This is a genomic window from Streptococcus sp. FDAARGOS_192, assembly GCF_002073815.2.
Taxonomy (GTDB): Bacteria; Bacillota; Bacilli; order Lactobacillales; family Streptococcaceae; genus Streptococcus; species Streptococcus salivarius_H.
Genome location: NZ_CP020429.2, coordinates 77,069 through 95,830, shown reverse-complemented (window position 1 = coordinate 95,830; position 18,762 = coordinate 77,069). Strand labels below are relative to the sequence as shown.

General features: G+C 34.0%; 20 protein-coding genes, 2 pseudogenes and 1 CRISPR repeat array. Of the genes and pseudogenes, 11 read left to right on the top strand and 11 right to left on the bottom strand.

Features of this window, described 5'->3' with window-relative positions:
* Window positions 1-214 precede the first annotated feature (214 nt).
* A CRISPR array of direct repeats spans window positions 215-514; the repeat unit is 36 nt; unit sequence GTTTTGGAACCATTCGAAACAACATAGCTCTAAAAC.
* A 473-nt stretch (window positions 515-987) separates the two neighbouring features.
* Complete coding sequence (locus A6J31_RS00395; RefSeq protein ID WP_005376691.1) at window positions 988-1,605, bottom strand: SAP domain-containing protein; 618 nt, start codon at window positions 1,603-1,605, stop codon at window positions 988-990.
* A gap of 697 nt (window positions 1,606-2,302) precedes the next feature.
* Here A6J31_RS00395 and A6J31_RS00390 point away from each other — a divergent pair.
* The 3 genes and pseudogenes from A6J31_RS00390 to A6J31_RS00380 form a co-directional block, all read left to right on the top strand.
* Window positions 2,303-4,441, top strand: a complete 2,139-nt coding sequence (locus A6J31_RS00390) for a peptide cleavage/export ABC transporter (RefSeq protein ID WP_045772469.1) — start codon at window positions 2,303-2,305, stop codon at window positions 4,439-4,441.
* 10 nt (window positions 4,442-4,451) lie between these two features.
* A complete protein-coding gene (locus tag A6J31_RS00385) occupies window positions 4,452-5,657 on the top strand; it encodes an HlyD family efflux transporter periplasmic adaptor subunit (protein WP_080610198.1) in 1,206 nt (401 codons plus the stop codon).
* A gap of 231 nt (window positions 5,658-5,888) precedes the next feature.
* Window positions 5,889-6,110 (top strand): annotated as a pseudogene (locus A6J31_RS00380) (IS110 family transposase); the annotation flags it as partial.
* A gap of 224 nt (window positions 6,111-6,334) precedes the next feature.
* Here the strand turns inward: A6J31_RS00380 and A6J31_RS00375 are convergent.
* Genes A6J31_RS00375 through A6J31_RS00365 form a run of 3 tightly spaced genes read right to left on the bottom strand, consistent with a single transcriptional unit; the run spans window position 6,335 to window position 8,586 of the window.
* Window positions 6,335-7,084, bottom strand: coding sequence for a LytR/AlgR family response regulator transcription factor (locus tag A6J31_RS00375; protein ID WP_080610197.1), 750 nt, complete (start codon window positions 7,082-7,084; stop codon window positions 6,335-6,337).
* 11 nt (window positions 7,085-7,095) lie between these two features.
* Complete coding sequence (locus tag A6J31_RS00370; RefSeq protein WP_225791545.1) at window positions 7,096-8,421, bottom strand: sensor histidine kinase; 1,326 nt, start codon at window positions 8,419-8,421, stop codon at window positions 7,096-7,098.
* Window positions 8,422-8,424: 3 nt separating this feature from the next.
* Window positions 8,425-8,586, bottom strand: coding sequence for a bacteriocin (locus A6J31_RS00365; protein ID WP_003094124.1), 162 nt, complete (start codon window positions 8,584-8,586; stop codon window positions 8,425-8,427).
* Window positions 8,587-9,001: 415 nt separating this feature from the next.
* Between A6J31_RS00365 and A6J31_RS11405 the strand changes: the two genes are divergently transcribed.
* The 4 genes from A6J31_RS11405 (at window position 9,002) to A6J31_RS00350 (ending at window position 10,751) form a co-directional block, all read left to right on the top strand.
* Window positions 9,002-9,106, top strand: a complete 105-nt coding sequence (locus A6J31_RS11405) for a helix-turn-helix domain-containing protein (RefSeq protein ID WP_125411941.1) — start codon at window positions 9,002-9,004, stop codon at window positions 9,104-9,106.
* 315 nt (window positions 9,107-9,421) lie between these two features.
* Window positions 9,422-9,700 (top strand): IS3 family transposase, encoded by a 279-nt coding sequence (locus tag A6J31_RS00360; protein WP_080610196.1) that lies wholly within the window; start codon window positions 9,422-9,424, stop codon window positions 9,698-9,700.
* A gap of 15 nt (window positions 9,701-9,715) precedes the next feature.
* Window positions 9,716-10,138, top strand: coding sequence for an IS3 family transposase (locus tag A6J31_RS11815; RefSeq protein WP_080610195.1), 423 nt, complete (start codon window positions 9,716-9,718; stop codon window positions 10,136-10,138).
* A gap of 385 nt (window positions 10,139-10,523) precedes the next feature.
* A complete protein-coding gene (locus A6J31_RS00350) occupies window positions 10,524-10,751 on the top strand; it encodes a Blp family class II bacteriocin (RefSeq protein ID WP_003094837.1) in 228 nt (75 codons plus the stop codon).
* Window positions 10,752-11,436: 685 nt separating this feature from the next.
* Here the strand turns inward: A6J31_RS00350 and A6J31_RS11435 are convergent.
* A pseudogene (locus A6J31_RS11435) lies at window positions 11,437-11,620 on the bottom strand (transposase); the annotation flags it as partial.
* A gap of 115 nt (window positions 11,621-11,735) precedes the next feature.
* Between A6J31_RS11435 and A6J31_RS00345 the strand changes: the two are divergent.
* The 4 genes from A6J31_RS00345 (at window position 11,736) to A6J31_RS00325 (ending at window position 15,383) form a co-directional block, all read left to right on the top strand.
* Window positions 11,736-11,957, top strand: a complete 222-nt coding sequence (locus tag A6J31_RS00345; protein WP_021151505.1) for a garvicin Q family class II bacteriocin — start codon at window positions 11,736-11,738, stop codon at window positions 11,955-11,957.
* 38 nt (window positions 11,958-11,995) lie between these two features.
* The gene (locus tag A6J31_RS00340) at window positions 11,996-12,295 is read left to right on the top strand and encodes a bacteriocin immunity protein (RefSeq protein ID WP_021151504.1); all 300 of its coding nucleotides are present in this window, start codon (window positions 11,996-11,998) and stop codon (window positions 12,293-12,295) included.
* Window positions 12,296-12,900: 605 nt separating this feature from the next.
* A complete protein-coding gene (locus tag A6J31_RS00335; RefSeq protein WP_021151503.1) occupies window positions 12,901-13,857 on the top strand; it encodes an LPXTG cell wall anchor domain-containing protein in 957 nt (318 codons plus the stop codon).
* A 539-nt stretch (window positions 13,858-14,396) separates the two neighbouring features.
* Window positions 14,397-15,383 (top strand): IS30 family transposase, encoded by a 987-nt coding sequence (locus A6J31_RS00325; RefSeq protein WP_080610193.1) that lies wholly within the window; start codon window positions 14,397-14,399, stop codon window positions 15,381-15,383.
* A 172-nt stretch (window positions 15,384-15,555) separates the two neighbouring features.
* On the opposite strand, the gene A6J31_RS11605 is transcribed toward A6J31_RS00325, so the two are convergent.
* From A6J31_RS11605 to A6J31_RS00305, 6 genes are all read right to left on the bottom strand, one after another.
* Entirely contained in the window at window positions 15,556-15,753 is a 198-nt protein-coding gene (locus A6J31_RS11605) for a PBECR4 domain-containing protein (RefSeq protein WP_125411971.1), read from the bottom strand.
* A 176-nt stretch (window positions 15,754-15,929) separates the two neighbouring features.
* The gene (locus A6J31_RS11395) at window positions 15,930-16,091 is read right to left on the bottom strand and encodes a hypothetical protein (protein ID WP_160290168.1); all 162 of its coding nucleotides are present in this window, start codon (window positions 16,089-16,091) and stop codon (window positions 15,930-15,932) included.
* A 40-nt stretch (window positions 16,092-16,131) separates the two neighbouring features.
* A complete protein-coding gene (locus A6J31_RS00320; RefSeq protein ID WP_225791544.1) occupies window positions 16,132-16,806 on the bottom strand; it encodes a hypothetical protein in 675 nt (224 codons plus the stop codon).
* Window positions 16,807-16,817: 11 nt separating this feature from the next.
* The gene (locus A6J31_RS00315; protein ID WP_105291368.1) at window positions 16,818-17,450 is read right to left on the bottom strand and encodes a hypothetical protein; all 633 of its coding nucleotides are present in this window, start codon (window positions 17,448-17,450) and stop codon (window positions 16,818-16,820) included.
* Complete coding sequence (locus A6J31_RS00310) at window positions 17,450-18,247, bottom strand: thioredoxin family protein (protein ID WP_045772464.1); 798 nt, start codon at window positions 18,245-18,247, stop codon at window positions 17,450-17,452. Before A6J31_RS00310 ends, A6J31_RS00315 begins: the two co-directional genes overlap by 1 nt.
* Before the next feature lie 140 nt (window positions 18,248-18,387).
* Window positions 18,388-18,750 carry a hypothetical protein gene (locus tag A6J31_RS00305; protein ID WP_045772463.1) on the bottom strand — a complete coding sequence of 121 codons (363 nt, stop codon included), beginning with the start codon at window positions 18,748-18,750 and terminating at the stop codon, window positions 18,388-18,390.
* Between the last annotated feature and the right edge of the window lie 12 nt (window positions 18,751-18,762).

The following is an 18,762-nucleotide window of genomic DNA, read 5'->3' as shown; positions in this document are numbered from 1 at the left end:
ATAGACTTGACAAATGGTAGAAAAAATACCAGATGAGGTGTTTTTTTAGCATGCCCATTTATGGATAAAAAAGGGTTAAAAATAAGACAGTAACCTCAGAATAGCTACTGTCTTATCTCTTTTTTTACTTAAAGCCTTGATAGACTTGACAAATGGTAGAAAAGAACCAGTTTTTTCATCAGTCAAGATCTGAAGGAATAGAATAACCCTATAGATTTTGGAACCATTCGAAACAACACAGCTCTAAAACCCTTTCGCCAGTGTTCCAATCACGCATACAGTTTTGGAACCATTCGAAACAACATAGCTCTAAAACCAGCGATACGGTCGGTGGCGTGAATCTCTTGTTTTGGAACCATTCGAAACAACATAGCTCTAAAACATCTGGATTGATGAAATCTTGTTCTTCCCTGTTTTGGAACCATTCGAAACAACATAGCTCTAAAACATCTCGTATGTTACTAACAAACGAAGCCTAGTTTTGGAACCATTCGAAACAACATAGCTCTAAAACCTCGTAGGGTATCTTTTCTACCAGATTTCGTAATCGCACTATTAATCTCAGCATGACTTCAGCTTCAAAATGATTCCGTTTTTAGGTTTATTATACTCTAAAAAACCTTATATAGCAACGTTTTAGACAAGATGTGACTGTCACCATATTGGATTATTTCTTAATAATCATATGTCAAACAACTTAACTCATCCTCTATCAAAACCTTATAATCTACTCTCTAACAAAATAATTATTCCATTCAACTTCATACAGAAACTACTAAATAATAAAAGATAGTCTTGAAATAACGGCTCTATAATATTTGTAGTGGGTAAAAAACAAGATATTTTGTCTGTTTAGCTACCAAAAGGATACCATAGTCATTCATTCTTTTGTTTCTTTTCTTCGTACATTTCAAATAATCTTTTGATAGATTTTTTATTTCTATCGTCTTTAATACTTTATATTCCGTTCGACAAACTTGAAGTTGTTTACTTACAGTACTCCTCTATTTTGTAGCTATATTCTTTTAGAAGTCCCCGTGAATAAATTTTTTTATTTTTTGAATCTCTAACTTCTTTCCAAAGGATAGCCGCAACTTTTAACTTGTTGGAGTAATGATTGCTAAATTCATCTGCACAAAAGTCTTTTAGAAATTGATTCCATTGGCAAGCTGAATTATCATACTTGGCGTAGTCTGACTCTCCATAGTATATTTTAATCATATCTTGTATTGTAAAATTTATGTTGTTGTCCCGTTTTACTTTTCGCCAAGCTGTTGCCATATCAGCATTAAATTTAAACGGATTAACACCTGTTACAGCTGAAAAATAATCACGAAATTTCTGATTAAAGGAAAACCCACATTCAAGTAATGATGTATTTAGGGTTATTATTTCGGTTTGATTTTTGTTTCTTTTCCTCAAAAATTTTTCTACTCTATTTCCCTTAAAATATTGTTCTATAATATGATTTAATTCTTTTTTTGTACATCTGTATTCTAATCCAAGGTACTTACAAATTTGTGAAAGCTCTTCTCGATACCAGTAGTATCTGTTAAATTCTTCAAACGATTTTATATCTCTAAAATCAGGTCTATTTTCTTCCAAATGCTCACCTCTACAACTCCAAATTTATCTTATTATACCATAGATAATAAAAGTCATCCCCTGGCTAATTTGCCCTATAGACCTAGTATCTCATATATCATAGTATGACATTGTCCTGTTTCATTTCATTCATTACTGCTTCTGTCACTCCTAAACTATTGTTTATATTAATTATTAGTCTAATTATAGGATGGCACACAATAAAACATACTACTATACCATAAGTCAGTCGATCTCTAATTATAGGGGGTGTGACACCCCCTAAGTCCATTGTATCCTATCTCATAAATTGATATAATCTTCTTGTAGTTCGATGAAACTACACTCAAAAACTAATCCTTTCTGTCTCTAATCCTCCTAATAGAAATAGAGACTCCTAATCAATCCCGTTCACATCATAATCTCCTATAAACCCAGATGTGAACAAACCTCCTTTACAACTAGGGCCATCGCTCTAGTTTTTTGTGTTTAAAAGTTACATGATGTCCTACTCACGCGCGTGCTGAAAAAAAAGTGATAGGCTATTCTACCCATCACTTGTTGTATGAATTTTACCCAAACAAATAAACGTGTCCATAAAATCATACTAACATCAGTCTCCCTTTTAGGAATAAAAATATACTGTTTAGGCAAACATTCCCTAATTTATATCTTATTATGGCATAATTAATTAAATTACCTAAAAAGGAAATAATGTATGAAACGGTATGCTTATGTTGCTCAAATGGATATGCGTGACTGTGGTGTCGCTGCCCTTGCCTCCATTGCCAAACACTACGGTTCTGACTTCTCACTAGCTCATCTTCGAGAACTTGCAAAAACGACAAAAGAGGGTACTACTGCCCTAGGTATTACTGAAGCTGCCAAAAAAATGGGATTTGAAACCAAGGCAATTAAGGCAAATATGGAATTGTTTGATATGACGGATATTCCTTATCCGTTCATTGTCCATGTCAATAAAGAAAGGAAATTGCAACATTTTTATGTTGTTTATAAAGCTAAGAAAGATTATCTGATTATTGGTGATCCAGATCCGAGTGTAAAAGTTACTAAAATGTCTAAGGAGCGCTTTAAGCAGGAATGGACAGGTGTTGCTATTTTCTTAGCACCAGCTCCTAGTTACAAGCCACACAAGGATAAGAAAAACGGTCTTTTAAGTTTTCTCCCTTTAATCATAAAGCAAAAAACACTAATTACCTATATTGTTTTAGCTAGCTTGCTTGTCACTTTGGTCAATATTGTTGGTTCTTATTATTTACAGGGAATTTTGGATGTGTACATTCCTAATAATATGAAATCAACTCTAGGCATTATTTCTCTAGGACTTGTCATCACCTATATCCTGCAGCAGCTCATGGCATTCTCCCAGTCCTATCTATTAAGAGTGCTTAGCCAACGACTGACAATAGATGTCATTTTATCCTACATCCGCCATATCTTTACACTACCTATGTCTTTCTTTGCAACTAGGAGAACTGGGGAGATTACCTCTCGTTTTACAGATGCTAACTCCATCATAGATGCTTTGGCATCAACTATCCTATCCCTCTTTCTAGATGTTAGTATCGTTTTTATTGTCGGTAGTGTACTAGTGCTTCAAAATATACAGCTATTTCTTTTGACACTCGTAGCTTTACCGATTTATACAGTCATTATTTTTGCATTTCTCAAGCCTTTTGAAAAGATGAACCATGATGTGATGCAAAGTAATGCCATGGTTAGCTCAGCTATTATAGAGGATATCAATGGTATTGAAACGATTAAATCACTAACTAGTGAGGAATTGCGTTACCAAAAAATTGATAGCGAGTTTGTTGATTATCTCGATAAATCTTTCAAACTAAGCATATATGAAAATGTCCAAACTTCATTAAAGCACGGTGCTCAACTCATTTTAAATGTTGCTATTTTATGGTTCGGCGCTAGCTTAGTGATGGATAGTAAAATCTCAATCGGTCAACTCATCACTTACAATACTTTGCTATCTTATTTTACAAATCCTATTGAAAATATTATTAATCTTCAAACAAAGTTGCAATCTGCTAAGGTTGCTAATAAACGTCTTAATGAAGTTTATCTCGTTGCTTCTGAATTTGAAGGCACAACTAGTATGACGTCAAAACTTTCTGGTAACATCACTTTTCATGATGTGTCTTACAGATATGGATTTGGGACCTACACTCTAAGTGACCTCAATTTAACTATAAAACAAGGAGAAAAAGTCAGTTTAGTTGGAATCAGTGGTTCTGGTAAAACGACACTTGCAAAGATGATTGTAAACTTTTATGAGCCTAACCAAGGCAATATTCGACTGGGTAATATGGATTTGAAAATGATTGATAAAAAGCAACTCCGTCAGTACATTAACTACCTTCCACAACAATCATATATTTTTTCAGGATCTATTTTAGACAATCTCACCTTAGGAGCAAGTCCAGACATTACTCAAGAAGATATCCTTATGGCTTGTCAAATTGCGGAAATTCGAGCAGATATTGAAGCTATGCCCCTTGGTTATCAGACAGAACTATCTGATGGAGCTGGCTTATCAGGTGGACAGAAACAACGCTTAGCTTTAGCACGTGCTTTACTAACCCAAGCTCCTATTTTGATTCTTGATGAGGCTACAAGCGGTCTAGATGTTTTAACAGAGAAAAAAGTCATCAATAATCTGATGCAGCTAACAGATAAAACAATTATTTTTGTCGCACATAGACTAAGTATCGCTAAACAGGTTGACCGTGTTATTGTCCTTGACAAAGGAAAATTAATTGAAGAAGGTAGTCACCAAGAATTGATCAATAAACAAGGCTTCTACTACCATTTATTCAAGTAAGGAGAGTTTTATGAACAACCACTTATTTCAATCAGCGGAGTTCTACCAACGTCGTTATCATAACTTTGCTACTATACTCGTGCTACCTTTGACGCTACTGGTCTTATTCATTGTATTATTTTCTTTGTTTGCTCATACAGAAATAACGGTAACAAGTACTGGGGAAATCACGCCAACAAAAGTAATCGAGGTTATTCAATCTACTAGTAATAATATTATCTCAACTAACAATCTTAAAGATAATAAGACAGTAAAAAAAGGAGACCTTCTCGTTAAATACTCTGATAAGCTCGAAGCTTCTCAGAGTAATAGTATTCAGCAGCAAATAGATAGAGATGATAGACAAGCTGCTGCTTTAGAGACGTTAATTAACAGTTTAAAACAAGGGACGAATCTTTTCGGAGATAATGATGAATTTGGCTACTCTAGCACAATCAATGCATTTTTAAACCAAGCGATTACTATTACTAGCCAAGTTAATCAAGCCAATGTCACAGTTGCAAAGCAAGAGGAAAGTGTGAATAAAGCTAATTCTAGTATTCCTAAACAAATAACAGAACTACAAACACAGGTCAACCAATATCAAGAACCACAATCAGACATTGACAATCTTAATCTGAAGCTTTCTAGTAATGTAACCACTGGAACTTACGATAATAGCGCTTCTTCACAAATAGAGACACTGCGAAATCAGCAAGTATCACAAGCTCAAGAACAGCTTAATCAAGTCAATAAAGACAAAGAAAGTCTTCAAGCCCAACTTGAACAAGCTAATATCAGAAAAGAAGCAACTAGCCTGTACGCTAACTCAAATGGTGTCCTACATCTCAATAGTCAAATCAAAGGCGAATCTTATATACCTCAAGGAACTGTTATTGGACAAATTTATCCTAATCTTTCTGAAGCTAAAAATGTAGCCATAACATACTATGTCAACTCAAACTATATCAACCAATTGAAAAAACAACAAACTGTAAGATTTACACTAAATACCGTTGGAAAAACTCCTACAGTTATAAAAGGAGAGATTGTCTCACTAGATAAAGCTACAACAGAAACAAAAAACGGTAACTTCTTCAAAGTAACCGCTAAAGTCAATGTAACATCACAAGATAGAGAAAATCTTACCTATGGTATGCAGGGAAAAGTAGTGAGTGTTATCGCTAAAAAAACTTTCTTCAACTACTTTAAAGATAAATTATTGAATAACAATTGAATCCTTATCGTTACGTTTTTTATCGGCTCTATAATTTCTGTAGTGGGTAAAACCACTGTAGAGATTATAGAGCTTTTTGAATGCAGACAAAAAGTCCCATAAGAACTATAATGAAAAGCAACCAAACCATCATTAGGAAGAACTTATGAGACTTATTAAGAATACCACAGAATTAATCGGAATTAAAGACCCTAACATCATTATTTCTCTTGTTTTTGAAACTGATACTCATATGCCAGAAAAATCTTGTTCAAGTGCATTCACAATATCGCTTCAGCTAGCCATACCAATCCTTGCCATATCTCAGATTTCTATGAGAAACGAAAAAGACAATCGCAGACAACTTCAACTAAGCCTCATACGATTGCCTCTATACATCGCCTTATTAGGACAATGTATTATCTTATAATACATAATAAACTTTACGACTATACTTTAGCCCAAAGTCATTAAAGTCGTCTATGCCCTATAATTCTAACACCTTGTTTCAAACAATACCAGATGAGGTGTTTTTTTAGCATGCCCATTTATGGATCAAAAAGTGTTAAAAATAAGACAGTAACCTCAGAATAGCTACTGTCTTATCTCTTTTTTTACTTAAAGTCTTGATAGACTTGACAAATGGTAGAAAGGAGCCGTTATACAGAACACAGTCTTTATTTAGTATTTATTTCTAATTATAAAATTCCCAATTCTTTCATACGTATTTTTAAGGTCTTTAAATGTAATCGTGACACAGGACAAGTGGTTCCCTCAAAAAACATCACTTCCTTCGTCTTTGAGTCATAACTAGCAATATTTTGAACATTAACAATAGCTGATCGGTCAACACGTTGAAAATGGTTCTTCGTATCCAATTGCAAAATTTCAGACAAGCTACCATAAAACTCTTTGATAAACTCACTAGTATAAATGACTAAGCGATGCGATTTTACAGAAGTTTGAATAAAAAGAATGTCTGAAATGGGAATGTTGATGCCTGGTCTTCCTTGATAACTATAATGTAAAATTTCCTCATGCTTATTCGTCTGTCCATGTTTTAAAACCTGCTCTAAGCATTGTTTGACACGTGCTCGATAATCTTTCTCAGGTAGGTCTTTTGTGATAAAATCAAGTGCTGAGACATGATTTTTAAAGACTAAAGGCATAGCTTCTGAAAGAGTTGTCGTAAAAATAATAACAGCATAGGGATTTGTTTCTCTAATAGTTTTTGCTATTTGAAATCCTTTGTCTCTATCTCCATCAATCTCCAAATCAAGGAAGTAAACTTGGTTGACAGCTTCCTTTTGTTTATAGTCTTCAAACTCCTCTAATGTTGTAGCGCACTCAACATAAATATGAAGGTTCAAGTTTTTTGCAACATCATAAAGCGCTGATTCTAGTCGCAACTGATGATGAATATTGTCCTCTAAAACAATGATACGCATACTCCACTCCTTTACTGAATCGTCATTATCTGAGTAAAGTCCTCTTGACCGACTTTCGTCTCTAAACTTAATTGAGGATAATCTCCCAATAATTTTTTGAGATTATACAAGCCCAATCCTCTATCGTCTCCCTTACTTGATACACCTTTTTCCCAAATACGACGTTTATTTAAAGGTATTTTTGAACGTGTATTATAAATCATAACTGTTATAACATTATTTTTATTTGTTATAGCAACCTCAACGAGAGGTTTATCAGCTTCTTGCGCTGCTTCAACTGCATTTGTTAGAAGGATTGATAATATCCTAATCATATCAAGCATAGAAATATCAACAACTGGAATATGCCCTGGTACATCACACTTGAAAGTGACGCCTTGTTTTTCAGCTTCTAACATCGCTTTAGCAAGAGCATTTCTAAAAGCCAAATCATCAATATTTTTCAAATCAAAGGCAGAATAGTCTAACTTTTGAAGATTTGCATTTGTGGTTAGCAAAACATCTTTGTAAACTAACTCTATCTCATTAATATTTCTTTCTTGGATAACTGGAGCTAGACTGGCTATAATACCAGCAAAATCATGTCTAAATCCTCGAATTTCATCATATAAACTACCAAGCTTATTAACAAACTGATTAAGCTCTTTGTTCGCATCCTCTCGTCGTTTAATCTCTTGATGAACCATGTAAGTATTTTGTTGAGATTTAAGATATTGAGCGACATATAAAAAGAGCAGCAGGTGAACCAAGGAAATGGTTGAACCAAACGTATTAATAAGAAATGCATGGTTTCCCATGATAATAGTCCACATAGTCATGGAAAGAAGTAAAGCAATAAAGATAATATTAGCTTTACAGACTATCTTTTTAAAATCATCTTTTTCTAGCAGATCAAACCTAAGGTCTATATTTTTTAAGACAAGAATGAGACAAAATAAAGGAACCAGATATTCGACAAAACTCACAGCTAAAAAAAAATTAAAAAACAAATGATAAAGACTATCCAAATCAATAATCTTAGTCATGACACTGCGAAAAAAGCGATGGAAAGTGTCATAACTAAGTACTATAAAAGCTGCATTAAAAAAGGAAAACGCTCTATTCTTTTTATTAGCCAGACGAAAAAGGATATAAAAATAGGCAATAAAAAGAAATGGTTCAAAAAAGTAGGGTAAATTGACAGCAACAAGGTAAATAGGAAAAAATAAAAGCCAATAAACTTTACCAATACTACAGCCCAGTTGCTTACAGGTAGCGTAAAACGGCAGATAAGCCATCAAAAGCATCTCAAGAATATTTAGTACCGTTATGAGCGCTACAAACACATAAGGTAACATTTACTATCCTATTCTCCCTTTTCCCCTACAATTAGTCAAATCACAAAAGAAATGATTGATATCATTGAAAATCGACATTCCTCCACCTTGAACAGTGGCTAATTCTTCATTCTTTAATACTTCAAAGTGCTTTTCTTCTGCTTTACGATGGTTTCCATTTAACATAAGATTTTCCTCTCTCCCAATCATTTTATTGTAAATATCATAAATGATCAATATGAAATAATTTTTTAGGAAATACCATTATTCTGTTATCACCTAAAAATACCCTTTATTCACGATAAAACTTTATTACAAATTCTAATCATCATAATAATACAACCTCTCACTATATATGAGCTTTTTATTCAATTATACCACAATAATCTTATTTTAATGAATTATTAATTGAAATGTCGATTTTTGTTCCTTAACTAATTTTATTCTAACTTTATTGCAAGCTTTTTATCATGTTCGCGCAAAGATACCTCCATGATATCATCTTTTCTTCATTTACATCTAAAACCATAAAGTATTGATGTTAGTATGATTTTATGGACACGTTTTGGTAGACTAGTATCTAACCAAAGGAGATGTCCAAATGAGCCAAAAATATACCAAAGAGTTCAAGGAAACAATTGTTCAATTGCATGAAGCAGGACAGCCTATTTCAGATCTAGTCAAAGAGTACGGAGTTGCCAACTAAACTATATACAAATGACTTCAGCTATACGGGAAATCTAAAAATCAAAATGTATCCCTTCATGAACTCCAACAAATGCGCAAAGAGATGGCTAAAATGAAGGAGGAAAATGAAATCTTAAAAAAGCCTTGAAGTTCTTTGCGAAGAAATAAAAGATTCTACTATCTTCCAAATGATTGATCATCTTTATGCTAGTCATCAGTTTTCTATCAAGGTGATGTGTCGCTTATTCCAAGTTTCACGGTTTAGCTACTACGCCTTTAAAACCACCAACCAAGCCAACGAGATCAAGAAAATAAACTTCTTAAAAAGGAGATTATGATCTCTTATCTTGCTTCTTCTAAGCGATATGGTGCTCCAAAGATCCATAAAGATTTATTGGAAAAGGGATACCAGATTTCCGAAAAGAGAGTACAAAAACTGATGACTGAATTAAATATTCGTTCGATCGTTAGAAAGAAATACCGACCTGCTTCATTGTCAAAACAAGAAGCAAAAGAATACCCCAATTTGTTAAAACGTGATTTTTCAACAGATAAAATCAATCAAAAGTGGGTAACTGATATGACATATATTTACACACTTTCGGATGGCTGATGTTATTTATCAAGTATTTTAGATCTTCATTCTCGAAAAATTATTGCTTGGAGACTTTCCAGACAGATGGAAACACGACTCGTTATAGAAACACTACAAGATTCCTTAAGTACGCGAACTGTAGCAGATGGGCTTATCCTTCACTCAGATAGAGGGAGTCAATATACAAGTAAGGAATACAATGATTATCTTGAACACCACAGTATTCGACACTCCTATAGTGCCAAGGGATGCCCATATGACAATAGTTGTATAGAGTCGTTTCACGCTACGATTAAAAAGGAGTGTATTTACGCCAAAACTAATGTTGGTTATAAAGATTTTCAGACCTGTTACAATAGTATTTTTAAGTATATTGAAGGTTTTTATAATTCGAGGAGACGTCACAGCAAACTGAACTATATTTGTCCGAATGAATTTGAAAAACAAAATGCTTAGTTAATAGCACTCCTTCTACGAGCTTATAAAATTCATTTTATGATCTCGTAGAAGAGCGCTAGCCTTCAAACTTTCCTCCCAAAATGTGTCCAAAATATTGACAGAATTCCAGACAGAGACGTACTGTTATAAATTTTAAAGTAGAAAAATTAGAAAATGTACAAGTATAACGGGAAATGATAGATACAGAATGTATAATAAGAAATCAGATATAAATACTTAATATTATTGTAATTACAGTATATAATATCTCTGTTGATATAGGAGTATCATACATTTTAGGCTTTATTGATATCATTTCAGGAATTATCATAGAATGTAAACGTTTTTACGATATACTATAAATGTCTCGAGATAAAGCAATTTTATTTAGGAGGTATTCGTTATGAATGCAGTGTTAAATCAATTTGAAGTTATGGATGATATTAAGCTTTCTTCTGTTGAAGGTGGTGGATGGGTAAGATGCGCCCTAGGAACGGCTGGTTCCGCTGGTTTAGGATTCTTAACTGGATCTGGGGCTGGTACCTTTACTTTTCCTATTGTTGGAACTATATCTGGCGGTGCAATTGGCGGATGGTCTGGCGGCGCAGTTGGTATCGCAACTTTTTGTTAAATTTTTCAACTAATGAAAATATTAAGTGTTTTTATAAAAAATATACTTCTTATATTTTTTATAATACTAGGTTGTATCAATATATTTAAAGACCAGACCATTTTCTTGAAAACTTTAAATATAATTGGGCTATTTGGATTTGTCATAATTGCTTTTAGAGTATTTAGTAAAAATAGAAACTAATTCATACTCTAGAGTATAATCGTACTTTACGATGAATATTATATGATAATCAGAAACAATGAGCAGTGATGGACTTCTGTAATTTTAAAGTCTGTCATTGCTTTTTTATTTTATTAGCGAGTCAAAATAATAAAGTATTCTTCTCCTTCCTCTGTAAGGTTCACATAAAGAGATCGAACAGAAAGTATTAGTATTTACACATGAATGGTTAACCTAATATTTTTAGGGCATGTTCATGACCACATAGGTAAAGACACTTCAGTGTAAACGTTTTTGTGACATATTGAGTATGCCAGAGTTGCAACGAGACAAACTAAAATGAAAAGGAGATATTGACTATGATGACAGCAATGGAACAAAATGTATAATAAGAAATCAGATATAAATACTTAATATTATTGTAATTACAGTATATAATATCTCTGTTCTTATTTAAGATTCTATAGTTTTGATATTTAGTACAAGATGAGTATAACTGTAACATTACGATGGTTATTATTAACTATAGTGGGTTGATAAAAACTATGTAAGAGAGAACGAGATTCGTTCTCTCTTTATGTGTTCAAAGTGATGAGAATCTTAATTTTAAAGTTTTTGAAGTTACGAAATCCGAAAACCTACTGTTTGATGTCCTTGATAAGTTTATTGGTAGCTTCCAGTTTAGTGTTGAAATAAAAAGTGTCAATCAAGACCTAATTATAACATTTTAGGCAAAAACGTAAAATAATAGAAAGCCTGTGCTATACTTATCCCATCTTAAGAAATAGCTTAAGATAAAAATAAAAAAAGGAGACAATAGTAATGAATACTATTAAAGACTTTAAAAGTCTAAACACTGACGTATTAGCTACTGTTGAGGGTGGCGTTTGTAGACCTGTTTTATATGGAGCAAATGGCTATGGTTGTCTAGATACTAGGACTCATCAATGGCGTTATGTCGTTACCACTGGAAATGTTCAAGCAACTGTTAACACAGTTGTTAATGGCTGGATGAGGTATGGACCATGGATTCCTCGTCCATAATTAAAGGTTGATCACTTACATAAGGGGACCATAAGCAGATGATAAGCACACATAGTAATAAAAAAGAAGTTAAATTGACAAAATTGCTTGATGATTGTCTTGATTCTAAATTGTCTCAGTCTGAAAGGGTGATTTTACAAAAAGCTAAAAGTGATTTAGAAAAAAAGAGTTCTTATTTTCCACGAATTGTAGCTGATTTGGAATCTTCACTTCGTCCTTTGGCAATTAATCAAAAGTTATCAGATAGTGTAAAGCTCCTCTATATGACAATTACTAGTCATGAATATAAAAATAAAGGACTTGGAATCGGTTTGATGAGTATTGGACAATGGTTGTGAGTTTATTTTAGATAAAAGAGCTATTCTCCATTTGTTGAGTGCGAACTTTATTTTATTCCAATATTATGAATTAGTTGACAATAACTTAAACTAATGGGATAGTAAGGCTGGTTAGTGTCATAAAGCGAAATGCAAACGTTTGAGACTATAGTAAGTCTTATTATATTAAAAGTTTCAAGCTGAGCTTGTTCAATGGTTGTGAAATGAGCATCATTGACAAGCTCTCTTTTGATGTCTTATTTTCTTTCTAGATAATTCTCGAAATCATACTCTAGTATATTTATTGAGAGCTTTGGTAGTATGAACGATAAATCCTTCTTTAGGTAATACCTTCTCGCTTAGAAACATTTATGTACAAGATTGAGACGCATTAATGAGAAAAGGTCGACAGTTAGAGTATCTATATTTGTAGTATCTTCCCTTAGCAAAGAATTCTAACTGATGAGGTTGTGTTCTGCCCCATTTATGATTAATCTTTGTTTTTTTTGCCCAAAAAGCACCTTTTGGGCAAAAAACTATACCTTTTAGGAAAAGAAGAAAAAAGAGAGTTTCTTTTATGATATAGTCTTAAGACAGGAAACTTAAAAAGTGAAAGGATGATAACTATGATCAAAAAGCAACTAAAACAGATAACAGTGTTAACAAGTATCTTATTTATAGCTAACTTTCCAAATGTTTTAGCAGATGAAACCAGTTCTATAGATCAAAAAACAGCGATTATAACTGAGGATACGGTTGGTCAAAATAATTCAACCGTTGATGAAATACCAGAAATTACTGAATCCACAGATAGTTTTACACAAGTACCCGCAGTCGTTTCTGAAGAGGCCACAAGTACTAATATGGAAACACCTGTTGCTGAAGAAGCGTCCGATATAGAAGCTGAAGCTGCTCCAGAAGTTACACAAGAGCAGTATCAAGAAAATGTAGAGAACTTAACTAAAGTTTCTATCAATGATGTATATCAAATGTTTACCCCTGATGAGAATAAACATCTTCTTTATGTTGGGCGTCCAACTTGTTATTACTGTCGCCAATTTTCACCAGAGTTGAAAAAATTAAATCAATTAACACCAGTTGAATACTACAATACAGATGGTGAAGATTTTGATAAGAATGCAAGTGATTTTCTTTTCGGTACTGTGGGTATCCCTGGAACACCAACTCTTATTCGTCTTGAAAATGGACAAGCTATCTCTGGCTGGGTTGGCGGCGGCGGAGCCGATGATATTTATCGCTATATGTTTAAAGATCTAGATAAAAAAAGTAGTGAGGTAGCTTTTACTGAGAGTAACGTAGGCAACAGCGAACAAGAAAAGCAACTCCCTAGCGTTGGAGAAAAAACCGAAGCTACTAACAAAAATACAGGTGTTAGCTATACTACTTTATCAATAACGCCTACATCTTCAAATGAAAAATCTATTGGTACGGCAATAGTTGCGCAGTCAAATAATCTTCCTAAAACGGGAGATAAGAAAGATTATTTGACAATTATTGGAGGTATTATGTTGCTGATAGTCTATGGACTACTTAAGAAAATTGATAAAAAGTATATCAGTTAACAAATAATCACTTGTTTTCAAGGGAGATCAAATGAACTTTCTATCACTTAAGACAAATTCTAGAGTTTATCAGTTTGCTCTTGAAGATATTTATTACATTAAGACAATCAAGGAGCATAAAATTGAAGTGGTAACGATTGATTGGTCTTATTCATTTTCTTCAATACTTATATTGAAAAGTGTAGGAGGTAACCATTATGAACAAAGTTTATTTTAAGAGATAAATTGTAAAACATAGTGCAACAAAAACTCTAAGCAGGCTCTGCCTGCTTAGAGTTTTTTGTGTTTAAAAGTTACACGATGTCCTACTCACGCGCGTGCTGAAAAAAAGTGACAGGCTATTCTACCCATCACTTGTTGTATGAATGGGGCCTTAAGGGATAGCTAGACGATTTTAGCAGCTCTCACTTACTAATTCAGACACGCAGACCAAACAGCTCAATTTTACACCTTGAATATACAATATAAGTGCACAATAAAAACTCATAAGATTTTCTAGTAAAATAGAATTGAACGAACTAGTTACGAAAGGAAATCTTATGAGCTACCATCATTTTACCATAGACGAGCGTGAAAGTATTCTCGTTTACCGTACGCAAGGCCTAAATTTTTCTCAAATTGCTAAATTACTTCATCGTCATCCGTCTAGTATTAGTCGTGAGTGGAAACGACATCTAAAAGAAGGAAGCTATTCTCCAAGTCATGCACAGGAATCTTACCATATGGCTAAATCACACTGTGGGCGGAAACGTATGCTTGAAATAGATCACAATTTAAGCAATACCGTCAAACATCTATTTCTCGATTACCAATGGTCTCCCGAAGAAATAGAAGGTCGGTTGCGATTAGAGTATGGAAGAACTATTATTAGTTATCAAACAATCTATAGAGCCATTTACAGAGGGCATTTTGATGATAACTCACTATCTCATGGTGCTCGTGGTGTCATTCGAAAGCTCCGTCATCGTGGTAAAACACGTCATACAAAAGGTTATGTCGAAAATAGAGGGAAAATCTCTATATCTCATACAATTCACGAAAGACCAGAGAATGCTAATAACCGAACTAGAATAGGAGATTGGGAAGCTGATACTGTTGCAGGTAAAACTGGAAAAGCTTGTTTAGTGACTCTAACTGACCGATATTCTCGTTTTCTAAAAATCCGGAAGGTAGCTGTCAAAAAAAGCAAGTTGGTAATAGAAGCTATGGTAAAAATGTTAGAACCCTTGACCAAGCATACAGTAACTCCTGATAGAGGGAAAGAATTCACGTATCATCAGAAATTGAGCGATCAATTGAACATTGAAGTCTATTTTCCTGACCCTCATGCTCCATGGCAACGAGGAACCAATGAGAACACGAATGGATTACTTAGAGAATATTTTCCAAAAGGGAGTGATCTAACATTGGTTGATAATCAGACTATTCAGCTGTGGGAGAACAAACTTAATAATAGGCCACGAAAATGTCTTAACTGGAAAACACCTTATGAAATATTCTACGGGGAAAGTATGCACTTAATTTGACAATTCAAGATACAAAAAAAGCGTAGGAGAATTTCCTACGCTTCACGCTATGTTGAAATTTCACAGCGTTTCCATTAATCCCTAATGAGGGAGACTCATGGAACAAATAATCATTATCTAATACTATTATACTAAAAGACTAATTCTTTATCAATAAAAAACATAAATATCTTTATATTTTGTGGTAGTGTAAAATAAGTTGTGTAAACACAAAAAGGAATTTATCAATTAGAATATCGTCATAAGCAAGTTCACCACCATTAGCAAAATCATGCAGGAATTTAGTAGGTTTTATACTTCTACCATTCTTACCAATTGGTTCAAGCCCAGTTAGGTGCATAAACTTACTTTCCTTGAACCTCTCTACCATACCTATTAATTTTGCTCAAATCACTTTCACTAACAGACCGGTATTTGGGTGTTTTTCTTGACTTTAAGCCACCTTTTATGCTAATGTTTATATAGCGAGAGGATATCGTAGGACGACTGGTAACAGAGCGTTCAAAGGTATCAGTTTCTGGTACGGGTGTGGGACTGCCTTCAGCTTCAGGCTGTAAAAACCCCATGTACAAAGAAGTCCTCTCTTTTTTTTATTTGCTCCTGACTATGCTCAGGGGCTTTTTTTGTATCCTCAATTTGATTGTGTGGTCCTTGCTCGGTTTCTGTTACTAACATATCAATTTTGTCAACGACTAATTTACTATCCATAAAATAAACCTCTCTATCTTCTTTTAAAAACACTTACAAACTAAACAAGGGCTTTATGATCTTCATGCCTATGCTCACTTAAAAGCACTTCACCAAATTGTACCCCGCTATCTTCACTGACTCGTTCCTGGCAATCGACACAATACAATTCTCTAGCCAATCGCTGTTGTCGCCCACCTACATAGACCACCTCTTCCATTCCAGGCAACATATAAGGTAGCATGGTGTCAACCAGCTCATCAAAATGTGATTCATCGTTACTTAAAAAGAAACGTGCAGGATGATCACTATTATCAAAATCTCCAATGGCCACAAGACTATCATCTTCAGTCAAGAGATAGTAATAAGCAGCTGTGCGGTCTTCTGTGTATCGAAAGAATAAATGTGATTCATGACAAAATGGGCATGTTTTATACTTATGACCAATAAATGATTTTAACCAACGTACAAGCAAATCCGATAAAGAAGCTTTGATTCCCTTAAACCAGAACAAGACATTAGGTAGAATGAAACCAACAATTATAGGGATGACAGTTAGATTATTGTCTACCACCAAAAGATAAAACTGGAACATGGCTGTTAGTCGTAGAAACCAGACAATCGTATTAAGAAAAATCTGATTCGTGCCACTCAGAAAAGTACTGACAACTGTAGACTCTTTATTCTTCACAAAAGTAAGAGTAACACACTTGATGGTAAACATAACTACAAACATAATGACATAGGCTAACATTCACTTACCTCATTTTCAGCATCAGTAAATTCAGAAGCTACACCTCCCAAAAGAGAGATTAACTTAAAAGCACCCAAGGTATTATCTTGACTTAAATTGGTAAGCATACGATCCAGAGTCTTTAGACAACGTTTCTTCTCTGAGAGTTTTCGTCTATCCAATAAAGCACTATCTTCTAAGTCTTCTGTGTTACTAGAGGAACGTAGTTCATTTAGATCATATACATCACCAACGTCTAGGACTGATAGCTTACGAAGCACCCTAGAAACGACTAATGAAGAATAAGTCTGCGCGTGCTCTAGACGTTCAGCAGACTCTTTCAACCTTTGAATAATGGTGTTTCTTTTGGCAAGTTCTTCCTCATCTAAAAGCAAAGCATCCAAGGGAAAGAGTTGTTCCACGATTGTCTTTTGACCTGGTACAAAAGTGTTACTTTGTCTCAAACCAGTGCTAGGAACAAAATGCTTTCCGTTAACAACTATAAGTCTCTTTCCTAACCACTTGTCGACGAAGCCACGCTCACTAGAAACTATGACACCATCCATTCGTGTTATTTGGACAGCAACCTCGTCACCTGCTTTTAGGCTAGCTATCCATTCTGAAATATCTTTTTTTGATAAATACATTATTTTGTTTCCTCCTTTGCAACTGACACAATATCATGGATAGCATCCTCATCAAGACGAGGTGCAGCATGTTTTCCACCTGCCATTCGTTCAATACGTTTAGACCATCCACCAGAGTTCTTATCCTTATGATAGATAACTGCTGTTGCTGCTTTCTCTACTCCCATAGCTTTAGCTAAATCCTTGCCACTTTCATCAAGAACATTAACATAGATAATCTTGTTTCGTTCTTTTTCAGTTAAGCTCTTATTGAGTACTGGAATTGATTTTTGACAGTAAGGACAATCAGGACGAAAGAACACATAGATCTCTGAAGCTGTATTTTTCTTATAAGGATAAATGACATTATCTTCTTTAAAATAATCAAGCTGGTTTGATGTAATCTTTGTTGCGTGGAAACTTTGTTGCGTGAGTTCCTGATCAAAAACCGTCGTAACCATACGATTACTATAACTGTATTCATTCTTATAACTAGAGGTAAAACCAATCAGAATTACAGGTAACATAAATAGCCCAAGAACAATTTTAGTCGATGTAAACTGGTGGGCATGGTCCACACCTTGATATACGATATAAAAGGTCGTAAGAACCCAAGGTAAGATAATTCCAAAAAGCAAACCAAACCAATCAAACGGAAATGAATAGACAATCCTATGGTTCACTACAACAACCGTTAAAATAGATAACGTCACAAGGATCGCATAGCTAATATACCACCCCTTGTAAAGAGGATTATCCTTTAATTTGGGGAATGCATCACAGAGGGATTTCCAAGCAGATTCAATTTTTATTTTCATTAATTACCGTTACCTTTCAATCTTTTTTATCTTTAAAACAACACCTGATACTTACAACAAATTCAAACTATCATGTGACTTTCCTACATACTTTTAAATAGTTGAGAGAATGATAATATGTTGCAGTTGCTGCGCGTGACTTATTCTTTTTTCGCTGATAAGAATTCATCAACCTTCTTGATAACCTCGTTATGTGGGACAAATAAAGTATAGAGCGTTGGGATGATTAATACCGTTTGTAAAATAATTTCCATCACATTATTAAGTGATAGAGAACGCCATGATAGGAAAAAAGTAACTACCATAAACAAGTACAAAATAAAATATGTGACAAGAATCAACCAAGCAATCGTTAGAAAAATAAAGTAGTGGATTTTTCCAATAGCTGCATCACTAACTATGGCTAGCCTTTTCAAAATCTTTGGTCTTTTTACTACGATTACAACTACAAGCGAAACAACTAACCATACTAGTCTTCTCCCTAAGTATTCCAAATAATCCATTTACAAACACCT